17 protein-coding genes are annotated in these 18,394 nt (G+C 46.6%); 4 read left to right on the top strand and 13 right to left on the bottom strand.

Going from position 1 to position 18,394, the window contains the following annotated elements:
* Positions 1-187: 187 nt before the first annotated feature.
* The gene (locus BMW65_RS16605; protein WP_090607067.1) at positions 188-469 is read right to left on the bottom strand and encodes an ATP-dependent Clp protease adaptor ClpS; all 282 of its coding nucleotides are present in this window, start codon (positions 467-469) and stop codon (positions 188-190) included.
* Positions 470-546: 77 nt separating this feature from the next.
* Here BMW65_RS16605 and BMW65_RS16610 point away from each other — a divergent pair, with 77 nt between their 5' ends.
* Positions 547-1,593, top strand: coding sequence for a 3-oxoacyl-ACP synthase III family protein (locus BMW65_RS16610; RefSeq protein WP_177181171.1), 1,047 nt, complete (start codon positions 547-549; stop codon positions 1,591-1,593).
* A 7-nt stretch (positions 1,594-1,600) separates the two neighbouring features.
* Here BMW65_RS16610 and BMW65_RS16615 read toward each other — a convergent pair whose 3' ends face one another.
* From BMW65_RS16615 to dapF, 9 genes are all read right to left on the bottom strand, one after another.
* Positions 1,601-3,541, bottom strand: a complete 1,941-nt coding sequence (locus BMW65_RS16615) for a polysaccharide biosynthesis protein (RefSeq protein WP_090607070.1) — start codon at positions 3,539-3,541, stop codon at positions 1,601-1,603.
* A gap of 313 nt (positions 3,542-3,854) precedes the next feature.
* Positions 3,855-4,739 (bottom strand): ATP synthase F1 subunit gamma, encoded by an 885-nt coding sequence (gene atpG / locus BMW65_RS16620; protein WP_090607072.1) that lies wholly within the window; start codon positions 4,737-4,739, stop codon positions 3,855-3,857.
* A 33-nt stretch (positions 4,740-4,772) separates the two neighbouring features.
* Positions 4,773-6,347, bottom strand: coding sequence for a F0F1 ATP synthase subunit alpha (gene atpA / locus BMW65_RS16625; RefSeq protein ID WP_090607073.1), 1,575 nt, complete (start codon positions 6,345-6,347; stop codon positions 4,773-4,775).
* A 117-nt stretch (positions 6,348-6,464) separates the two neighbouring features.
* Positions 6,465-7,013: an ATP synthase F1 subunit delta gene (gene atpH / locus BMW65_RS16630; protein WP_090607075.1), complete on the bottom strand. Its 549-nt coding sequence runs from the start codon at positions 7,011-7,013 to the stop codon at positions 6,465-6,467.
* A 30-nt stretch (positions 7,014-7,043) separates the two neighbouring features.
* Positions 7,044-7,544, bottom strand: coding sequence for a F0F1 ATP synthase subunit B (locus BMW65_RS16635; protein ID WP_090607077.1), 501 nt, complete (start codon positions 7,542-7,544; stop codon positions 7,044-7,046).
* A gap of 94 nt (positions 7,545-7,638) precedes the next feature.
* Positions 7,639-7,848 (bottom strand): ATP synthase F0 subunit C, encoded by a 210-nt coding sequence (gene atpE / locus BMW65_RS16640; RefSeq protein ID WP_090607078.1) that lies wholly within the window; start codon positions 7,846-7,848, stop codon positions 7,639-7,641.
* A gap of 43 nt (positions 7,849-7,891) precedes the next feature.
* Positions 7,892-8,977, bottom strand: coding sequence for a F0F1 ATP synthase subunit A (gene atpB / locus BMW65_RS16645; RefSeq protein ID WP_090607080.1), 1,086 nt, complete (start codon positions 8,975-8,977; stop codon positions 7,892-7,894).
* Positions 8,978-8,991: 14 nt separating this feature from the next.
* The gene (locus BMW65_RS16650) at positions 8,992-9,381 is read right to left on the bottom strand and encodes a hypothetical protein (RefSeq protein ID WP_090607082.1); all 390 of its coding nucleotides are present in this window, start codon (positions 9,379-9,381) and stop codon (positions 8,992-8,994) included.
* 1 nt (position 9,382) lies between these two features.
* The gene (gene dapF / locus BMW65_RS16655) at positions 9,383-10,174 is read right to left on the bottom strand and encodes a diaminopimelate epimerase (protein WP_090607083.1); all 792 of its coding nucleotides are present in this window, start codon (positions 10,172-10,174) and stop codon (positions 9,383-9,385) included.
* Between the two features lie 199 nt (positions 10,175-10,373).
* Between dapF and BMW65_RS16660 the strand changes: the two genes are divergently transcribed.
* Positions 10,374-11,939, top strand: a complete 1,566-nt coding sequence (locus tag BMW65_RS16660) for a Do family serine endopeptidase (protein WP_177181172.1) — start codon at positions 10,374-10,376, stop codon at positions 11,937-11,939.
* A 93-nt stretch (positions 11,940-12,032) separates the two neighbouring features.
* Here BMW65_RS16660 and BMW65_RS16665 read toward each other — a convergent pair whose 3' ends face one another.
* On the bottom strand, positions 12,033-12,443 hold the full coding sequence (locus BMW65_RS16665) for a BrxA/BrxB family bacilliredoxin (protein ID WP_090607085.1): 411 nt from the start codon (positions 12,441-12,443) through the stop codon (positions 12,033-12,035).
* A gap of 205 nt (positions 12,444-12,648) precedes the next feature.
* On the opposite strand from BMW65_RS16665, the gene ahcY reads away from it, so the two are divergent.
* Positions 12,649-13,962 carry an adenosylhomocysteinase gene (gene ahcY, locus BMW65_RS16670; protein WP_090607086.1) on the top strand — a complete coding sequence of 438 codons (1,314 nt, stop codon included), beginning with the start codon at positions 12,649-12,651 and terminating at the stop codon, positions 13,960-13,962.
* Between the two features lie 62 nt (positions 13,963-14,024).
* On the opposite strand, the gene BMW65_RS16675 is transcribed toward ahcY, so the two are convergent.
* Together BMW65_RS16675 and BMW65_RS16680 are read right to left on the bottom strand one after the other, a co-directional pair.
* Positions 14,025-14,579, bottom strand: coding sequence for an AAA family ATPase (locus BMW65_RS16675; RefSeq protein ID WP_090607088.1), 555 nt, complete (start codon positions 14,577-14,579; stop codon positions 14,025-14,027).
* Between the two features lie 84 nt (positions 14,580-14,663).
* Complete coding sequence (locus tag BMW65_RS16680; protein WP_143053910.1) at positions 14,664-15,176, bottom strand: hypothetical protein; 513 nt, start codon at positions 15,174-15,176, stop codon at positions 14,664-14,666.
* 340 nt (positions 15,177-15,516) lie between these two features.
* On the opposite strand from BMW65_RS16680, the gene carB reads away from it, so the two are divergent.
* Complete coding sequence (carB, locus tag BMW65_RS16685) at positions 15,517-18,333, top strand: carbamoyl-phosphate synthase large subunit (RefSeq protein WP_090607091.1); 2,817 nt, start codon at positions 15,517-15,519, stop codon at positions 18,331-18,333.
* The last annotated feature ends 61 nt before the right edge of the window (positions 18,334-18,394 follow it).

Raw genomic sequence — 18,394 nt, forward strand, 5'->3', positions numbered from 1 at the left:
AAAAACAGCCAATAAAAAAATGTACGCGTTTTTTATGCGATATGCAAAATCCATACGGTTTGAACATATTAGTATCTGAAGATTCTTGCCGCAAAGATTATGCTTTAATCGCTGTCATCTGCGCACAGTAACCGTATTATTACAGCGTGGGAACTGCTTCGGCTACATTGTTACTTATATTAGGGAGTCACTCGATACTTACCGTAAGCCCTTCCGATTTAAGAATTTTCCGATATACATCTACTTCCGTGTACGTGCCTTCCAACACGGCACATTTCCCCTCGCTATGCACCTTCCACGCAATTTTCTCGGCTTCAGTTTCTGTATATTGCAAGTGTTTCATCAAACAATTGATCACATGTTCGAAGGTATTGGTATCGTCATTCCAAAGGATGAGCCGATGGGCTGGCGTGACAGCGGCCAACACCTCGTCAAGCGTATAGGTTTCTTCTTGCGTTTCAACCGTCATAATGCAAATCTACGGCTTTTTATAAAAATTTCCGTACAATTGCATGAGGTAAGTTAAAAAGCGAAGACGGGATGCACATGTACCAATCAAGAATAGCCGGAGTAGGATATTATGTTCCTAAACATAGATACACCAATCATGATCTGACTCGTTTCATGGACACAAGTGATGAATGGATACAGGAGCGAACGGGCATAAAGGAACGCCGTTTTGCCGATCGATTTGGGGAAACGACCACAACCATGGCTATTGAGGCCGCTAAAATTGCTATCGAACGGGCAGGCACAACGGCGCAAGACATCGATTTCATTGTGTTTGCCACACTGAGTCCCGATTATTACTTCCCCGGTTGCGGTGTACTGTTGCAACGCGAAATGAACATGCGTGAAATCGGTGCATTGGATGTACGAAATCAATGTTCTGGATTTATATACGCGCTGTCCGTGGCCGACCAATTTGTCAAGACCGGTATGTATAAAAATGTGTTGGTTGTGGGAAGTGAGAAGCATTCGTTTGCTATGGATTTCCAAACCCGTAGCCGCAACATATCGGTTATTTTTGGGGATGGTGCCGGCGCGGTGGTGCTCCAGCCCACAAGCGAGTCTAATAAAGGAATCTTAAGCACGCATCTACATAGCGACGGAGCCGAAGCCGAACAATTGGCTATGTTCTATCCCGGCGCACACGCCAACAAGTGGGTGAAAGATAAACCGCCATTCCCAGAGCAGGAGCTCGGTGGACTTTTCCTTACCACGGAGCAATTGGAAAGTGGCGCGGCCTTGCCTTATATGGATGGCCAGGCCGTATTCAAAAAAGCGGTGGTTAAATTTCCGGAAGTGATAAAGGAAGCTTTAGCCGCCAACAACCTTTCGGAAAGAGACATCGATTTGCTCATACCCCACCAAGCAAATCTTCGCATCAGTCAATACGTGCAGAAACTCCTTGGATTAGACGATAGCCAAGTGTTCAATAACATTCAGAAATATGGCAATACAACAGCAGCTTCGGTACCTATCGCCTTATGCGAAGCTTGGGAAGCTGGGAAAATTAAGGACGGGAATTTAGTATGCCTTGCTGCTTTCGGATCGGGGTTTACGTGGGCAAGTTCATTAATTAAGTGGTGATATTGAATCATCCCACTGAATCCAATGCTTCAAATGGTGAATTTTTGCTAACAAATTCGGGAACAATCTCTTTCATTTTGCGAACCACACCACTGCTGTTTTTACGTTCATTAATCGCGATTAGCTCATAGATGACACGTTTAGCTTGTTCAAAATCCATAGAATTTACGCGAGCGATATGGATCTTATCGTGATGCGTAGGCAAAACCTTCTCTCCGTCGTTTAACAATTCTTCGTACAACTTTTCGCCACTGCGCAATCCTGTATAAACAATTTCGACATCTTTATCGGGCTTCAGGCCGGCAAGTTGAACCATTTTACGAGCCAAATCGACGATTTTTACAGGCTTACCCATATCAAACACATAAATTTCCCCACCATTCCCCATCGTGCCTGCTTCCAATACCAATTGCACCGCTTCGGGTATCGTCATGAAATACCGGGTAATTTCAGGATGTGTCACTGTAATTGGCCCCCCTTTTTCGATCTGTGCGCGAAAACGTGGAATAACCGAGCCGTTTGAGCCTAAGACATTTCCAAAGCGCGTAGTGATAAAACGTGTTCCCTTTACCGTCTGGGTGATTCCGGTAGCGGTATCTACCAATTGCAACGATTGTTGCCCATCCAGGCTTTGTGTGTAAATTTCTGCAATACGTTTGGATGCCCCCATCACATTCGTTGGGTTGACTGCCTTATCCGTAGAAATCATTACAAATTTCTTCACACCGAAAAGCACGGCCAAATCAGCGACATTCTTCGTTCCGCCTACGTTGGTGCTTACCGCCTCTCCGGGGTTTCGCTCCATCATGGGTACATGCTTATATGCTGCAGCATGATACACCAATTCAGGCCGGTAATCATTGAAGATTTGGTGCATGCGTTCCAAATTGCGGATATCTGCTATGGCCACAACTACATTACTCGAAGGGAATTTTTCCTCAATCTCCAATTGTATCTCATGCATAGGAGATTCCGCTTGATCACATAGGATAAGCATCTGGGGTTCATAACGCAATACCTGACGGACTATTTCAGAGCCAATTGAACCAGCCGCGCCGGTGATCAAGATACGTTTACCGCATAGGTCGTCACAGACCCTGTCGTTGTTGATCTTGATGGGGGCGCGCTGTAATAGATCCTCTATCCGCAGGTTCTTTATTTGCTGCAACCGCAACCTGCCAGATATCCACTCCGATGCAGGTGGGATAGTGAGCACTTTGATGCCCAGTCGCAAACAACGCTCTACAATCACCTTTTTATCCCTGGTTCCTAAGTGATCTTTTACGAAAATCATTTGGTCGATAGCGTAGCGGTCTTTCAATGCCGCAAGGTCTTTTACATGGTAGACACGTTTCCGTTCAATATAGCTATTAAGCTTACCCCTATTCGTATCGATAAAACCGATGATCACAAATTTAGATTCTGTACTGTTCTCAAGCGCCTGTTTAGCCATAATCGCGTTCTGATCAGCACCATATATTAATACCCTCACGGTGTCCACATCGCGCACTTTTCGCATGAGCATGAAATAAATGCTCTTTACAGTGATGCGCAACATGATAAGAAAAGAAGTAGCGATGAAAAAGTTAATTAGCATGACTAACCCCAATTCGCTATCCTTTATGTTCCATAATGTAGCAAGGATCAAATAGGCAACGACTACATAGGTTACGGACGTGATGAGCATGGCGGAAAAGATCTTAAGCATATCCCGCGTATCCGAATACCGGATCAACCCGGTATGTATCCGCATTAAGAAAAATACCGGCAATGCGATACCGCTGTAAATCGTCGTATACACGAAAAAATGACCCCGGATAATATCATGGAAATTAAACTGCTTGGCAATAAAATAAGAAAGCATGAATGACCACGTCAGCACCAGAAGATCCAACAACAATATTGCCCAACGTGGTACGGTTTTGAAGCGAAGTATAAGTTCTTTCATATAAGATTGATAATTGTAGCCGTTCCTAACCCCTACTCTTCACTTGCTTAACGAACGATCGCAATCCACTTTTTGCTACAACATGTGTACAATAATAATAAAAAGCTGACTAAAAACATCTCCCAGCACGTAGTTTCCATTTGCTCAATAACCCTGCCAAAGGGCATATCAGCCTCTTTTAAAATTAATAACGCAAAAGTATACGAATTGTTTATCAAAACATATACCTAATAATAGGTATTCTTTCTTTGTATTATCCAGTAAAAACAAAAAAGGGCAACAAGTGCCCTTTTACAAAATATGATAATGACGGTTATCCGTTAGACAATGCTGCTGCCCCGCTCACGATTTCCGTGAGTTCGGTGGTAATCGCGGCTTGGCGCGCTTGATTATACGATAATTTAAGTGATTTCAATAGCTCTCCCGCATTATCAGTAGCCTTGTCCATCGCTGTCATCCGTGCGCCATGTTCGGACGCATGTGAATCCAGTATTGCTTTATAAAGTTGTACCTTAATGGCTTTCGGTATCAATCCTTCAATGATTTCCTCCTTGGACGGTTCAATAATATAGTCCACCTCTGCTTTTGGTTTCCCCGATTTCACAGACCCGGGCAATAAGGGTAGCAATTGTTCGGTAGTCAGGATTTGGACAGCCGCATTCTTAAACCGGTTATACACCAGATCCACCTTGTCATATTCACCGTCTGCAAAGCCTTTCATAATGACATCAGCAATCTTCGAAGCGTTTTCAAAATCCAGGGCTGTAAATAAATCATTGTGGTCGCCCACCACCTGATATTTACGTTTCAAGTAGTAATCCTGAACCCGCTTGCCAATAGCAATGATGCGTACATTCCCGGCTTGCAATTGCTCGCTGTATCGTTCAGTGATCAATTGATTGGCCGTCTTGATAGCATTGGCATTGAACGCCCCTGCCAATCCCCTATTGGAGGCAATGACGACCACCAACACCTTATTGGGCTTACGGTCCATTGTATAAGGAGAGATCCCGCCTTCTACACTGGCAGATACATTAGCCAGGATTTCCCTTAGCTTCTCTGCGTAAGGGCGTAGTTGTATGATGGCGTTGGTTGCCCGCTTCAACTTAGCTGCTGAAACCATTTTCATGGCCTTCGTAATTTGCTGTGTAGAAGTGACCGATGTGATCCGGTTCCGTACTTCCTTTAAGTTTGCCATTTTTTTAGACTATAGACGTTATGTCTAACTTATTCAATACTTATCCGCTAACTCTTTAGCTACCTTTTCCAATACGTCGGTGAGCTCATCTGTAAATTTCCCCTCTTTTAATGCTTTTAACACTTCGGGATGGCGCAATTCCAACTGGTGGAGGTATTCCGTCTCAAAACCCTTCACCTTGTTTACAGGAACGTTACGGAATAAGCCTTTCGTACCAGCATAGATGATGGCTACTTGTTTTTCTACAGCCACCGGCGAAAACTGGCCTTGTTTTAGGATTTCTACGTTGCGCACACCTTTGTCCAACACAGCTTTAGTGGCCGCATCGAGATCCGATCCAAATTTAGAAAATGCTTCCAATTCCCGGTATTGAGCTTGATCAAGCTTCAATGTGCCGGCTACCTTCTTCATCGATTTGATTTGGGCATTACCGCCGACGCGTGATACGGAGATACCCACGTTGATGGCTGGGCGTACGCCTGCGTTGAACAGGTTGGACTCCAGGAAAATCTGTCCATCCGTAATGGATATCACGTTGGTGGGGATATAAGCCGATACGTCACCCGCTTGGGTTTCGATGATTGGCAGTGCTGTAAGCGACCCACCGCCCTTGACCAATGGCCTAATGGATTCGGGCAAGTCGTTCATCTGGCTCGCGATGCTGTCAGATGAAGTGATTTTAGCAGCCCGTTCCAACAGTCGGCTGTGCAGGTAAAATACGTCACCCGGATAGGCTTCGCGGCCCGGTGGACGACGAAGCAATAAAGACACCTCACGATAAGCTACTGCCTGCTTGGACAGGTCATCATAGATGATCAATGCCGGACGGCCGGTGTCCCGGAAAAACTCACCGATGGCCGCTCCAGCCATGGGCGCATAGAACTGCATCGGTGCCGGATCAGCAGCAGATGCGGAAACCACAATCGTATAAGGCATTGCCCCATTCTCTTCCAAGGTACGGACAATATTTGCCACAGTGGAATTTTTCTGACCAACCGCTACATAAATACAATATACTGGCTCACCTGCGTCATAAAATTCTTTTTGGTTGATAATCGTATCGATACATACCGCTGTCTTTCCGGTCTGGCGATCGCCGATAACCAATTCCCGTTGGCCACGGCCAATCGGAATCATCGCATCAATAGCCTTGATACCGGTTTGTAGCGGCTCGTTTACCGGTTGACGGTAAATAACGCCCGGCGCTTTCCGTTCAATGGGCATTTCGTAGGTTTCGCCGATGATTGGACCTTTGCCGTCAATCGGCTGACCCAAGGTATTTACTACACGACCCAGCATGCCTTCACCTACTTTGATGGATGCGATCCGACGTGTACGTTTGATGGTATCTCCTTCCTTGATCTCGTCAGACTGGCCAAGCAACACGACACCTACGTTATCTTCTTCAAGGTTCAGTACAATGCCTTGCAAGCCATTTTCAAATTCAACCAGTTCGCCAGACTGGACTTTCGTTAAGCCATATATCCGCGCAATACCGTCGCCAATCTGCAATACGGTACCCACTTCCTCAAGCTCGGCTTCTGATTTGAAGCCCGACAATTGCTCTCTCAAAATTGCCGATACTTCATCGGGTCTTACCTCTATCATTTTAATGTTATTAGGGGTTTCTCTTTTAATTTTCTATAACTGTACTTCCAATACATCAATAGAACAAGGAGTATCCAAAATCTAATCTCTGTTGTCTATTGTCTAACGTCTCAACACTCAATTCACAACCTGTGCATCGAAGTGGCGTTCCAACTTCTTCAATTTACCTGCGATGCTAGCATCAATCTGCCTATCACCCACTTTTACCACAAAACCGCCAATCAACGAAGGATCCACATTGTTTTGCAATATCACTTCCGCATTGATTTCGCTGGCAATCACCTTTTGCAACGTGTCCAGGTTTTTCGTTGACAACGCCGTTGCCGAAGTAACCGTTGCATGGACGATGCCCTTCACTTCATTATACTCGCGGATAAATTCCTGTGCCGTGGCATATAAAATACCCGCACGGCCTTTACGCACCATAATATGGAAAAAGGCAGTGATTGAGGGATGTATTTTATCGCCAAACAGGGCGTCCAGGATATTGCTTTTCTTATCCTGCTTCATGATGGGATTTTTGAGTACAGCTTGCAATTCCTTGTTGGTGCGCAACACGGCTACAAACTGCTCCATATCCCGTTTCACGGTTTCCAGGTTTCCCTGTTCCTGTGCTAAATCGATGAGTGACTTAGCGTACCGTGATGCAACTTTAAACTCTGACATATCGATATGCGGTTAGCTCAGGGCTACTTCTTAATTCAATTTCACGTCTTTGAGCAAATCAGACACCAATGCTTCCTGCTTGCGTTCGTCCTCAAACTCTTTTTGGAGTACCTTACGGGCGATTTCCAGCGAAAGTGAAGAGACTTGGTTTTTCACCTCGGCCAATGCCCGTTTTTTCTGGTCATCGATTTCTTTCCGGGCTTGTTCAATCAGTTTTGCCCCTTCCGCTTGGGCAAGGTGCTTTGCATCCGCTACAATCTGGTCTTTCAACTCCTTAGCTTCCTTCAGGATGACATCACGTTCGGCACGGGCCGCTTTCAGTAATTGCTCATTCTCATTGGTTAGGCGGGCCATTTCTGCTTTCGCCTTTTCAGCAGACGTCAGCGCGTCTTCAATGGATTTTTCACGTTCGCCAATGGCTTCCATAATGGGCTTCCATGCAAATTTGCGCAAAAGCAATAATAATAAAAGAAATGCGACAAATGTCCAAAATACCAATCCAATGCTCGGATTACCAATATCAAAACTCATATAGGGTCTTTAAATTTGATTTCTTTTAAATGAAGGCCGGACACAGGACCAACCGTCAGGTGCCCGGCCTTTGATTCAGTTCCTTCGTACAGGATTATTGCAATCCCATCAAAGACACTACGATAGCAAACAGTGCAGCACCTTCGATGAGGGCCGCAGCGATAATCATCGCAGTCTGAATTTTTGAAGCAGCCTCAGGCTGGCGGGCAATACCTTCCATCGCCTTACCACCTACTTGTCCGATACCAAGCCCGGCACCGATCACTGCTAACCCGGCACCGATTGCCGCAATTGAACCTACCATAACAAATTTAATTTAATGTATATTTAATATAAGGATTCACAAATCAATGATGCTCCTCTACCGCCATACCGATAAACAGCGCGGTAAGCAACGTAAAGATAAAAGCCTGCAATGCCGCCACCAGCAATTCCAATACATTCATAAATAGCACAAAGGCAAGCGAAACAGGTGCGATGGCCAACGACTTGAATACGAAAATTAGTGAAATTAAACTGAGGATGATGATATGACCCGCCGTGATGTTGGCAAATAGACGGATCATCAATGCAAACGGCTTGGAGATGACCCCGACTAATTCCACGGGAATCATGATGGGATACAACCACCAGGGTACATCCGGTAATAAGATGTGTTTCCAGTAGTATTTATTACCGCTGAAATTGACCACTACCAGTACAATCAAGGCCAGCACAAACGTCACCGCTATATTTCCCGTTACATTCGCCGCTCCCGGAAAAATCGGTATCAACCCCAACAAATTATTGATCCAAATGAAAAAGAATATCGTGAGCAGCAAGGGCATGAAACGGGCATATTTATGCCCAATGTTGGGGCGAGCAATATCATCCCGCACGAAAAGGATGACGGGCTCCAAAAAAGATTGTAGCCCTTTTGGTGCTTTGGCTCCTCGTTTTTTATAAGCCTGTGCGACGGATGTAAACACCAACAGCAAAAGAATGACAGACAAAAACATCGAGGCCACGTTTTTGGTAATCGAGAAATCCCATACCTTCTTGGATGCTTCCTCATCCACTCCACCTGCAGTATTCACCACTTGGATTTTTTTCTTATCCACCAGCCGGTAGTTATAATACGTTCCATGGTAATCATGCTCGCCATGGTGAAACTCAGAAGACAGGAAAAATTCAAATCCCTTATCGGTATACAAAATTACGGGAAGTGGAATCGAGGTGTGTCCCCAAAGGTGCCAATCATGTGCATCACTGATGTGCTCCATAATCATATTGGTAGGCTCAAATTCTTCTTCAGCATGCGCTCCATGGCTTGTTGCAGCTATGGTATCAGCAGTAGCAGTATCGGCAGCTTGTACAGCGGAAAAGGTCGTTAAAACAGCAAATATTGCTATGAAGCTTATTTTTTTTGAATCGAAAAAGTGCCTAAAATCCATCTATTCCCAATTTTTTACGTCTGATTTTGGTCGCGCAAGTTACGTAACAAACATATAACTTCAAAGAGGGTAAACAAGAAATATAACGAAAAAAAGTTAAGTGCTGTAAGCAGCTTATTTTCAGGGAATTTAATTATCAGAATGGCAACTATTGTCAAGCATGCAAATAGCTTCAGAAAAAGGCCACCAATAAGGCTGTAAATGGATAATTCCCCGCCTTTACGAATACCCAAATCACTCAGCAGGTAAGCAGCCAGTGTAAAGGCGAATACCACGAAAAAAAGCAACCAGAAATGCGGGCTAAGCACCGCTCCTGTTTCAAATGTATGCTGCAAAGCCAGCGCCACTACTGCCATAAGCAACGCAAAGAGGTGGTAATATAGGATAAAGCGCCCAAGTCCCATGCTACCACGAAATCTCGCCCTTAAAAACGAACTCGGCAGGCCCTTCCAAAAAAACATATGTAAAATGTTCGCCGGTTTTGGTGAAACGGATGGTTAGGTTGCCCCCGGCTACGCGAATGGGTGTTTCCATTTCCCCGTTATGTCCTTCATGCCATGCCATGGCCAATGCCACGGCCGTTGCACCCGTACCACACGCCAAGGTTTCATCCTCCACCCCCCGCTCATAGGTACGCACGTAGTAGCCATTGTTTTCAGCTTGTACAAAGTTCACATTAACACCTTCGTTGCGGTAGGTGTCGCTATAGCGTATCTTACGCCCCTCATCAAACACGGGAAAAGCATCCAAATCCTGCACTAATTTTACGTAGTGTGGCGATCCCGTATTTAATACATAGGCATCGCCGTCTTGTTTGACCGCATCGACATCTATCATTTGCAAGCTTATCCAACCTACGTTGTTGGCATGGATACGGGCATGGTGCAGGCCATCTGCTGCCAAAAAGTCAGTCTCACTACCAATCACCCCCAAATCCTGCGCAAATGCTACAATACAGCGGCCGCCATTGCCACACATGCTTCCTTCATAGCCATCAGCGTTGTAGTAAATCATTTCAAAATCATGCACTGCCACGTCCTGCAATAACATTAACCCATCAGCCCCGATGCCGAATCTTCTATCGCATAGACGGCGTACCAAATCCACGTTATTCCGGTCAAATAGTCCATTTCGATTGTCAAAGACAATAAAATCATTGCCTGCCCCCTGATATTTATAGAATGTATGCGTTTCCATGTATTTTTATTGACGATTCAAAGATAGGGATATCACCCCACATTATGCTGGCTTTTATACAAAGCAAGCTGCTTTCTAGCTTTAACATTATTTAACAGAAAAGTGCTGCCATCCGTTTGCTTTAGAGTCGTAAATGGTATTACATTTGAACAGCTTTTTACGAAAAGCAAAATTTCGACTTATAACGATAGGAATTAAGATGAAAAAATTAGGATTAACATTCTTAACCGCACTTGTAGGAGGCTTGATAGCTGTGGGCGGTTATAAACTGTTTGAGCACAAACAGGAAAGTAAGATGTCATTTGAAGAACGGCAACAATTGCATTATGCCAGCAATCCGGTCCCAAATGTGGTTTCGTCTACAGGAAATCCGGATTTCACCCAAGCGGCAGCGATGGTTGCACCAGCGGTCGTACACATTACAACGACGTACCCCGGACGCCAAAGAGGATCTGGCGGTGGAGAAGACCCAATGGATTTATTCGAAGAATTTTTTGGCATGCCCCGACAGCGGCAACAGCGTTCGCAACCGCCTGCCCAAGCTACCGGATCTGGCGTGATTATCTCTGAGGATGGCTATATCGTCACCAACAACCACGTGGTGGAAGATGCCAACAAAATCGAGGTACAACTAACCGACAAGCGCGTAGTAGAAGCAAAAATCATTGGCCGTGATCCGAACACGGATCTCGCTTTGATCAAAATCAGCGAAAAAGGGCTTCCTTTTGTACGCTTCGGCGATTCAGATGATGTGCGCATTGGCGAGTGGGTATTGGCTGTAGGCTATCCGCTGGGGCTGGAATCAACGGTGACGGCAGGTATCGTCAGCGCCACCGGGCGCTCCACCGGCATCATTGCCCGCGAATTGCAGCAACGCCAGTACCAGCAACGGGGTTATCCGCAATCCAGCGAAGAGCCCCTGCTGAATACAGCCGTAGAATCGTTCATACAGACTGATGCCGTCATCAACAAAGGAAATAGTGGCGGCCCCTTGGTCAATGCCAATGGCGAACTTATCGGCATCAACTCCAACATTATGACCCCAACGGGCACCTATGCTGGATATGGCTTTGCGGTGCCTGTCAACCTCGTTAAGAAAATTGCCGACGACTTTATCAAATTCGGCATGGTGAAACGGGGCTTAATAGGCATCTCCTTTACGGAGCTTAATCCCGCAACTGCCAAAGAACTGGAAATAAGCGATGTAAACGGCCTTTATGTCAACGATGTTGTTCCAAGCGGCGCAGCGGAAGATGCCGGCCTTAAAAAAGGCGACATCATTACCAAGCTGGACGGTCGTGTCATCGCTTCTTCCTCCGATTTACAAGAGCGCGTATACCGATTGCGTCCTGGCGATAAGGTCAGACTTACTTACAAACGGGATAACAAGGAGCGCGAGGTGACCGTGACGCTTAAAGAAGACACCCGTGCAACGGAGAGTGCAAAAGAAGAAAGTGAGGCAAAACGCAGCGCTACTGAAATCTACAATAAGTTGGGTGCTGGATTTGTACCCGCTACCGACGCCAAGAAAAAAGAATTGGGCATTTCTTCCGGTGTAGTGGTTACCCAAGTTCATCAAGGCGGACTGTTTGACTATTTCAACGTACAGCGCGGCTTGGTTATTACACACATCAATGGCAAACCGGTAAACAGCGCAGATGACGTAGAAGCGGCACTAGCCGACTCCCAAAGAGGCATTGTACGCATTGTGGGTGTACCGCAGCGCGGCAGCCGCGTAGAGCTGAACGTACCAATCGAATACTAAACAACAAATAGGGATATAAAACACCAAAAAAATCCCGGCTGGCATGCCGGGATTTTTTTATAATTCAAAAATTTAAAAAAGCAACAAAAGAAATTAGCAATATTCGTCGAACGCTGCCACCAGGTTATCGGCAATCATCTGAGCCGGACGGCCTTCAATCTGGTGCCTTTCAATCATATGTACCAGCTTACCATCTTTAAACAGCGCCATGGCGGGTGAGGAAGGCGGGTAAGGCAACATATAAGAACGGGCTTTGTCCACCGCGTCTTTTTCCATACCAGCAAACACAGTCACCGTTTTACCAGGACGTTTTTCGTTTTTAACCGCAGTGATAGCAGCTGGGCGTGCGTTAGCCGCTGCACAACCGCATACGGAATTTACCACTACAAATACGGTCCCTTCCTGCTTAATGGCCGTATCAACTTCTTCCGGGGTTTTCAATTCTTCAAAGCCGACATCGGTCAGCTCTTTGCGCATCGGCGCTACCAAGTATTCGGGATACATCGTGTTCAGTCCTTTCTATTTAGTTTGTAAATCCAATTAAAATGCAAAGATAAGGCACAGTAACTCCTTAAGCAAATCCCGAGCTTCAAATGAATGTCAGAATTTGCAGGCCAGTGCACAGGCTCCGCTTGTTATTCGTTTTAAAAACAGCTATCTTTGCCCGCTATTATTCATCATAATCATTAAAAGTAAACGTTTCAATACCATGTCAGTAGCCGCCACATACATCCCATATAAAGTAAAGAATATCGATCTCGCCGAATGGGGTCGCAAAGAAATCGAACTCGCCGAGGCAGAAATGCCGGGCCTTATGGCGCTCCGTGAAGAATTTGGTGCTGCTAAGCCGCTGAAGGGCGCCCGCATCGCCGGATGCTTGCATATGACCATTCAAACGGCCGTGCTTATCGAAACGCTTATCGAACTTGGTGCTGAGGTCACTTGGTCATCCTGCAACATTTTCTCTACCCAGGATCATGCCGCTGCTGCCATCGCCGCCACAGGTATACCGGTATATGCATGGAAAGGCATGACGGAAGAAGAGTTCAACTGGTGCATCGAGCAAACGTTATTTTTTGGTGAGGAGCGTAAGCCGCTCAACATGATATTGGATGATGGCGGTGACCTTACCAATATGGTCTTCGATAAATATCCCGAATTGATTAGTGGCATAAAAGGATTATCTGAGGAAACCACCACAGGCGTACACCGCCTTTACGAACGCATGAAAAATGGCACCCTACACCTGCCAGCCATCAACGTCAATGACTCCGTTACCAAATCCAAATTCGACAACAAATATGGCTGCCGCGAATCGTTGGTAGATGCCATCCGCCGTGCCACAGACCTCATGTTGGCTGGCAAAGTAGCCGTGGTAGCCGGGTACGGCGACGTAGGTAAGGGCTCCGCAGAGTCACTCCGCAGCGCAGGGGTACGGGTTATCGTCACTGAAATTGATCCCATTTGTGCCCTTCAAGCTGCCATGGAGGGCTATGAAGTGAAGAAATTTGCCCATGCCGTCCAAGAAGCGGATATCATCGTGACTGCCACCGGCAATCGTGACATCGTTCGCCCAGAACACTTCAAGACCATGAAAGATAAAGCGGTGGTCTGTAACATTGGCCATTTCGATAATGAAATCGACGTCGCTTGGCTCAACACAAACTATGGGGATACCAAGGTAGAAATTAAACCGCAAGTGGATAAATACACGATTGACGGTAAAGATATCATCCTGCTGGCCGAAGGGCGGCTGGTCAACCTGGGCTGTGCCACTGGGCACCCTTCATTTGTGATGAGCAACTCATTCACCAACCAGACACTGGCTCAAATTGAGTTGTGGACCAACAGTGAAAACTACGAAAACCAAGTTTATACGTTACCCAAGCACCTTGATGAAAAAGTAGCCCGGTTACACCTTGCTAAAATTGGCGTGGAGTTGGAAACGCTTGATGAGCATCAAGCCGAATACATCGGTGTGCCCGTGGAAGGCCCGTATAAGCCGGATCATTACCGCTATTAAAGGGTATTTCACGCAAAAGAACATCTTTAAATCGCACGAAGCCACAGAGGCAAGTGTATTACTCACTTCGTGGCTTCGTGCGATTTAAGGTAGTGATTAATTGCTGCCAACGCATTCGCGAACCTATCCACGCCCAAGCCGGATACCACCACATAGTTTGCATGAATGGCTTGCAACTCCGTATGCCATACTTCCATAAAATGTTTCCGTAGATTCGGAAAATCCCGCAACGGATCATCCACCCATGGCAAGTCAATATCCATCAGCAGGTAATAATCATACTGCATGGTTTGGAGCGCTTCAAGTACGGCGTCCGGTGTGTAGTCAAACAGGTGGTCGCACCATACTTTGATCGTGAGTATCATCGTGTCACATACCAATAGGTTGTTTTGAGCAAGCGGCACCAAACTACGTTCCAATGCCAGCTGCCCGTAAAACATATTCAACTCGTCCTGCAATGTGTATTCACGATTCAGGTACTTGCAGTATTCCCTTGCATACTCCGGCACGCATACCGTACCATAATACCTGGCCAATTGCTCGGCAATGGTTGATTTGCCGGTAGACTCGGGGCCTACTACCGCTATTTTAATCAATTGGCCACTATCATGCTTCATCTGTTATCGGCACAAGATAAAAAAATTGCCATCAGCGCTATATGCTAATGGCAATACGATTAAAAACCTTCGATTGCCAAATGGCTAAAAGGTATATCGGGCAGCTACTCCCAGGTTCGGGAAAAAGTTTCCCCGCTGCTTCAGTCCGTCAATATAAATCGTCGGTCTCAAATCAGCTGACAGGTTTAATGGGATGTTATCAAACTTATAATCGGCCCCACCTGTCGGGTAGATGCCCGCACCGAACCCTTGGAAATCATCCAAATCAGAAAATGCTGTATAAAGGGACATCCCTCCACCGACAAACCATTTTAGTCCCGGCACCTCCGGAATATCAAAATGATATTGATAAGTACCCGATAACGCTAACGACGACCAATCCCAGTCATTCCCACCCCATCTTCTATCAGCCCCGCTAAACCCAAGATTAAACTCCAAGGCCACAGGTTCGGCAATGAACATCTTATACGATGCCGCAACCCAATCATAATGGCCAGAACCGAATCGCAACCCGACCGACCGATTATACTCGCTTTGTGCGAATGATGCCGTCGCGCAAACCAAAAAAAGAGCTGATAATAACAATCTAATTTTCATCTGTTTCATTTTTTCTTCAATGGCGATGAAGCTGTCATGATTTAATCATGGCGGTTTCATCTTAATCCTATTTATACCTGTCGCCAAAGGTAAACTATTATACCAAATTACACTAATGACGAAAAACAAATCCCCAAAATTAAACCAATGAAACAGCAAAATAAACCTATAGACCAGCGGTATGAGATATTGAAAATTATTCACGGATTATTCCGCAAAAAAAGTATACCTTTGCACTCCGACAAAACAGTCGGAATATCCTACCCGAATAATCCCAGGCATTCTCGCTGTTTTGGCATCGTAGTATTGTTGAAACATTGTTAACGTTTTTCACCATATAATGCCCAGAAACACTTCCATCAATTCTGTTTTGATTATCGGCTCAGGCCCCATTGTCATCGGACAAGCCTGCGAATTTGACTATTCCGGCTCCCAGGCGGCGCTTTCACTGAAAGAGGAGGGGATTGAAGTATCCATTATCAACTCCAATCCGGCCACCATTATGACGGACAAAGTCATTGCCGACCATGTCTATTTATTGCCACTCACCTGTGAGAGCATTGAAAAGATTCTCCAAGAACGGCACATTGATGCCGTATTACCCACCATGGGCGGTCAGACAGCACTCAACCTGTGTATCGAAGCGGACGAGCGTGGCCTTTGGACAAAATACAATGTACAGGTCATCGGTGTAGATGTAGCCGCCATTGAAAAAACGGAAAACCGGGAGGAATTCCGAAAACTGATGGTAGAAATCGGCGTGGGCGTTGCCCGGTCAAAAATCGCCAACTCCTTTTTGGAAGGAAAAGAAGCCGCCCAAGAAATCGGTTTTCCCTTAGTCATCCGTCCATCTTATACCTTAGGCGGCACCGGGGGCGGTTTTGTACATAAGAAAGAAGAATTTGAAGCTGCCCTCAGTCGCGGGCTACAGGCCTCTCCTACCCATGAGGTGCTGGTCGAACAAGCTGTACTGGGCTGGAAAGAGTTTGAGTTGGAATTGTTGCGTGACGGAAATGACAACGTCATCATCATCTGTACCATCGAAAACTTCGACCCGATGGGCATCCATACCGGCGACTCCATTACGGTAGCGCCCGGCATGACGCTCAGTGACCGTTGCTACCAACAAATGCGCAACCAAGCTATCCGGATGATGCGTGCCATCGGCAACTTCGCCGGGGGCTGCAACGTGCAGTTTTCGGTGAATCCGGAAAACGAAGACATCATCGCTATCGAGATTAACCCACGCGTGTCACGTTCGTCGGCACTGGCTTCCAAAGCGACTGGGTATCCCATCGCCAAGATTGCGTCGAAGTTGGCCATTGGTTACAACCTTGATGAACTGGAAAACCAGATCACCAAGACCACCTCAGCATATTTCGAGCCTACGCTGGATTACGTCATCGTGAAGGTGCCACGCTGGAACTTCGCTAAATTCAAGGGTGCCAACCGTGAGCTTGGCCTGCAGATGAAATCAGTGGGTGAAGTCATGGCCATCGGCCGCACCTTCATTGAGGCCTTGCAGAAAGCCTGCCAGAGCTTGGAAACCGGCCGCCATGGCCTTGGTGCCGATGGCAAGCAGCTCCGCAACCTGGAAGAAATCATGCATAGCCTTGAGCATCCCAGCAGCGATCGCCTCTTCCACATTAAGGACGCCTTTGAACTGGGTGTCCCATTGGAGTCTATCCGCAAAGCTACCCACATTGATAAGTGGTTTTTGCTGCAAATCCAAGAGTTGGTACACCTGGAAGCCGAGTTGCGTCGTTACCAATTGAATAACATTCCTAAGGATTTCTTCCTTACACTCAAACAAAAGGGATACTCGGACGAACAGATTGCTTGGCTGTTAGGCAATGTCACAGCAGATGAGGTCTATGACAGACGCAAAGAACTGGGCATACGGCGGGTTTACAAAATGGTGGATACTTGTGCTGCTGAATTTCAAGCACAGACACCTTATTATTACTCCACTTTTGAAGAAGAGAATGAGTCCGTTGTATCTGACAAGAAGAAAATCATTGTCCTCGGCTCAGGCCCCAACCGCATTGGGCAGGGCATAGAATTTGACTATTCCTGCGTGCACGGCCTACTCGCGGCCAAGGAAGCCGGATACGAGTCCATCATGATAAACTGCAATCCCGAGACGGTATCCACGGATTTCAACATGGCAGACAAGTTGTACTTTGAACCCGTCTATTGGGAGCATGTCCGCGAAATCATTGAATTGGAGAAACCCGAAGGCGTAATCGTGCAATTAGGCGGCCAGACCGCCCTGAAAATGGCCGAGCAGCTGGAATCCAATGGCATCAAAATCATCGGTACCTCATTCAAGGACATGGATTTGGCCGAAGACCGCGGTCGCTTCTCCGACCTGCTCAAATCACTGGACATCCCCTATCCCAGGTATGGTGTCGCGGAGAGCGCCGAAGAAGCCCTGAAAGTAGCCAAAGAAGTCGGCTATCCGGTGCTTGTTCGCCCGAGTTATGTGCTGGGCGGCGAGCGCATGAGCATCGTCATCAACGATGAGGAACTCGAAAGGGCCGTAGTGAAGCTGCTGCGCAACCTTCCCGGCAACCGTGTACTCATCGATCATTTCCTTGACCGTGCCGAGGAGGCCGAGTCCGATTCCATCTGCGATGGTGAAGATGTGCACATCATCGGCATGATGGAACACATTGAACCTGCGGGTATCCACTCCGGCGATTCAAGTGCCGTGCTCCCGCCGTTCAGCCTCTCCGAAAATGTGCAACGCCAGATGGAAGAATACACCATCAAGCTTGCCAAGGCACTTCATGTACGGGGGTTGCTCAACATCCAGTTTGCCGTCAAGGACGAAAAGGTATATGTCATCGAAGCCAATCCACGGGCATCACGCACTGTACCCTTCATTGCCAAGGCGTACGACGTGCCCTATATTAACATTGCCACCAAGATCATGTTGGGCGTTAATAAACTGAAAGACTTCAACATCGAACGCAAGCTCACCGGCTATGCCATCAAGGAACCTATCTTCTCTTTCGATAAGTTCCCCGACGTAGACAAGCAATTGGGGCCTGAAATGAAGTCGACAGGTGAGGCTATCCGTTTCATCAAAGACTTGGACGACCCGTTTTTCCGGGAGATGTATGCCAAGAAGTCCATGTATCTGAGTAAGTAGGGCATATTCCCGAAGCAAACAAAACCGCCTGAAGCCTGACCGGCTTCGGGCGGTTTTGTTT

It is taken from the genome of Parapedobacter koreensis (assembly GCF_900109365.1).
Lineage (GTDB): Bacteria > Bacteroidota > Bacteroidia > Sphingobacteriales > Sphingobacteriaceae > Parapedobacter > Parapedobacter koreensis.

Bases quoted from the DNA above. Each gene is read 5' to 3' on its own strand.
- dapF (WP_090607083.1), bottom strand. From the start codon at position 10,174: ATGGAAACGCATACATTCTATAAATATCAGGGGGCAGGCAATGATTTT.
- BMW65_RS16635 (WP_090607077.1), bottom strand. From the start codon at position 7,544: ATGAGTTTTGATATTGGTAATCCGAGCATTGGATTGGTATTTTGGACA.
- atpG (WP_090607072.1), bottom strand. From the start codon at position 4,739: ATGGCAAACTTAAAGGAAGTACGGAACCGGATCACATCGGTCACTTCT.
- atpA (WP_090607073.1), bottom strand. From the start codon at position 6,347: ATGATAGAGGTAAGACCCGATGAAGTATCGGCAATTTTGAGAGAGCAA.
- atpE (WP_090607078.1), bottom strand. From the start codon at position 7,848: ATGGTAGGTTCAATTGCGGCAATCGGTGCCGGGTTAGCAGTGATCGGT.
- atpB (WP_090607080.1), bottom strand. From the start codon at position 8,977: ATGGATTTTAGGCACTTTTTCGATTCAAAAAAAATAAGCTTCATAGCA.
- BMW65_RS16605 (WP_090607067.1), bottom strand. From the start codon at position 469: ATGACGGTTGAAACGCAAGAAGAAACCTATACGCTTGACGAGGTGTTG.
- BMW65_RS16660 (WP_177181172.1), top strand. From the start codon at position 10,374: ATGAAAAAATTAGGATTAACATTCTTAACCGCACTTGTAGGAGGCTTG.
- BMW65_RS16615 (WP_090607070.1), bottom strand. From the start codon at position 3,541: ATGAAAGAACTTATACTTCGCTTCAAAACCGTACCACGTTGGGCAATA.
- BMW65_RS16650 (WP_090607082.1), bottom strand. From the start codon at position 9,381: ATGGGACTTGGGCGCTTTATCCTATATTACCACCTCTTTGCGTTGCTT.
- carB (WP_090607091.1), top strand. From the start codon at position 15,517: ATGCCCAGAAACACTTCCATCAATTCTGTTTTGATTATCGGCTCAGGC.
- atpH (WP_090607075.1), bottom strand. From the start codon at position 7,013: ATGTCAGAGTTTAAAGTTGCATCACGGTACGCTAAGTCACTCATCGAT.
- ahcY (WP_090607086.1), top strand. From the start codon at position 12,649: ATGTCAGTAGCCGCCACATACATCCCATATAAAGTAAAGAATATCGAT.
- BMW65_RS16665 (WP_090607085.1), bottom strand. From the start codon at position 12,443: ATGTATCCCGAATACTTGGTAGCGCCGATGCGCAAAGAGCTGACCGAT.
- BMW65_RS16680 (WP_143053910.1), bottom strand. From the start codon at position 15,176: ATGAAAATTAGATTGTTATTATCAGCTCTTTTTTTGGTTTGCGCGACG.
- BMW65_RS16610 (WP_177181171.1), top strand. From the start codon at position 547: ATGTACCAATCAAGAATAGCCGGAGTAGGATATTATGTTCCTAAACAT.
- BMW65_RS16675 (WP_090607088.1), bottom strand. From the start codon at position 14,579: ATGAAGCATGATAGTGGCCAATTGATTAAAATAGCGGTAGTAGGCCCC.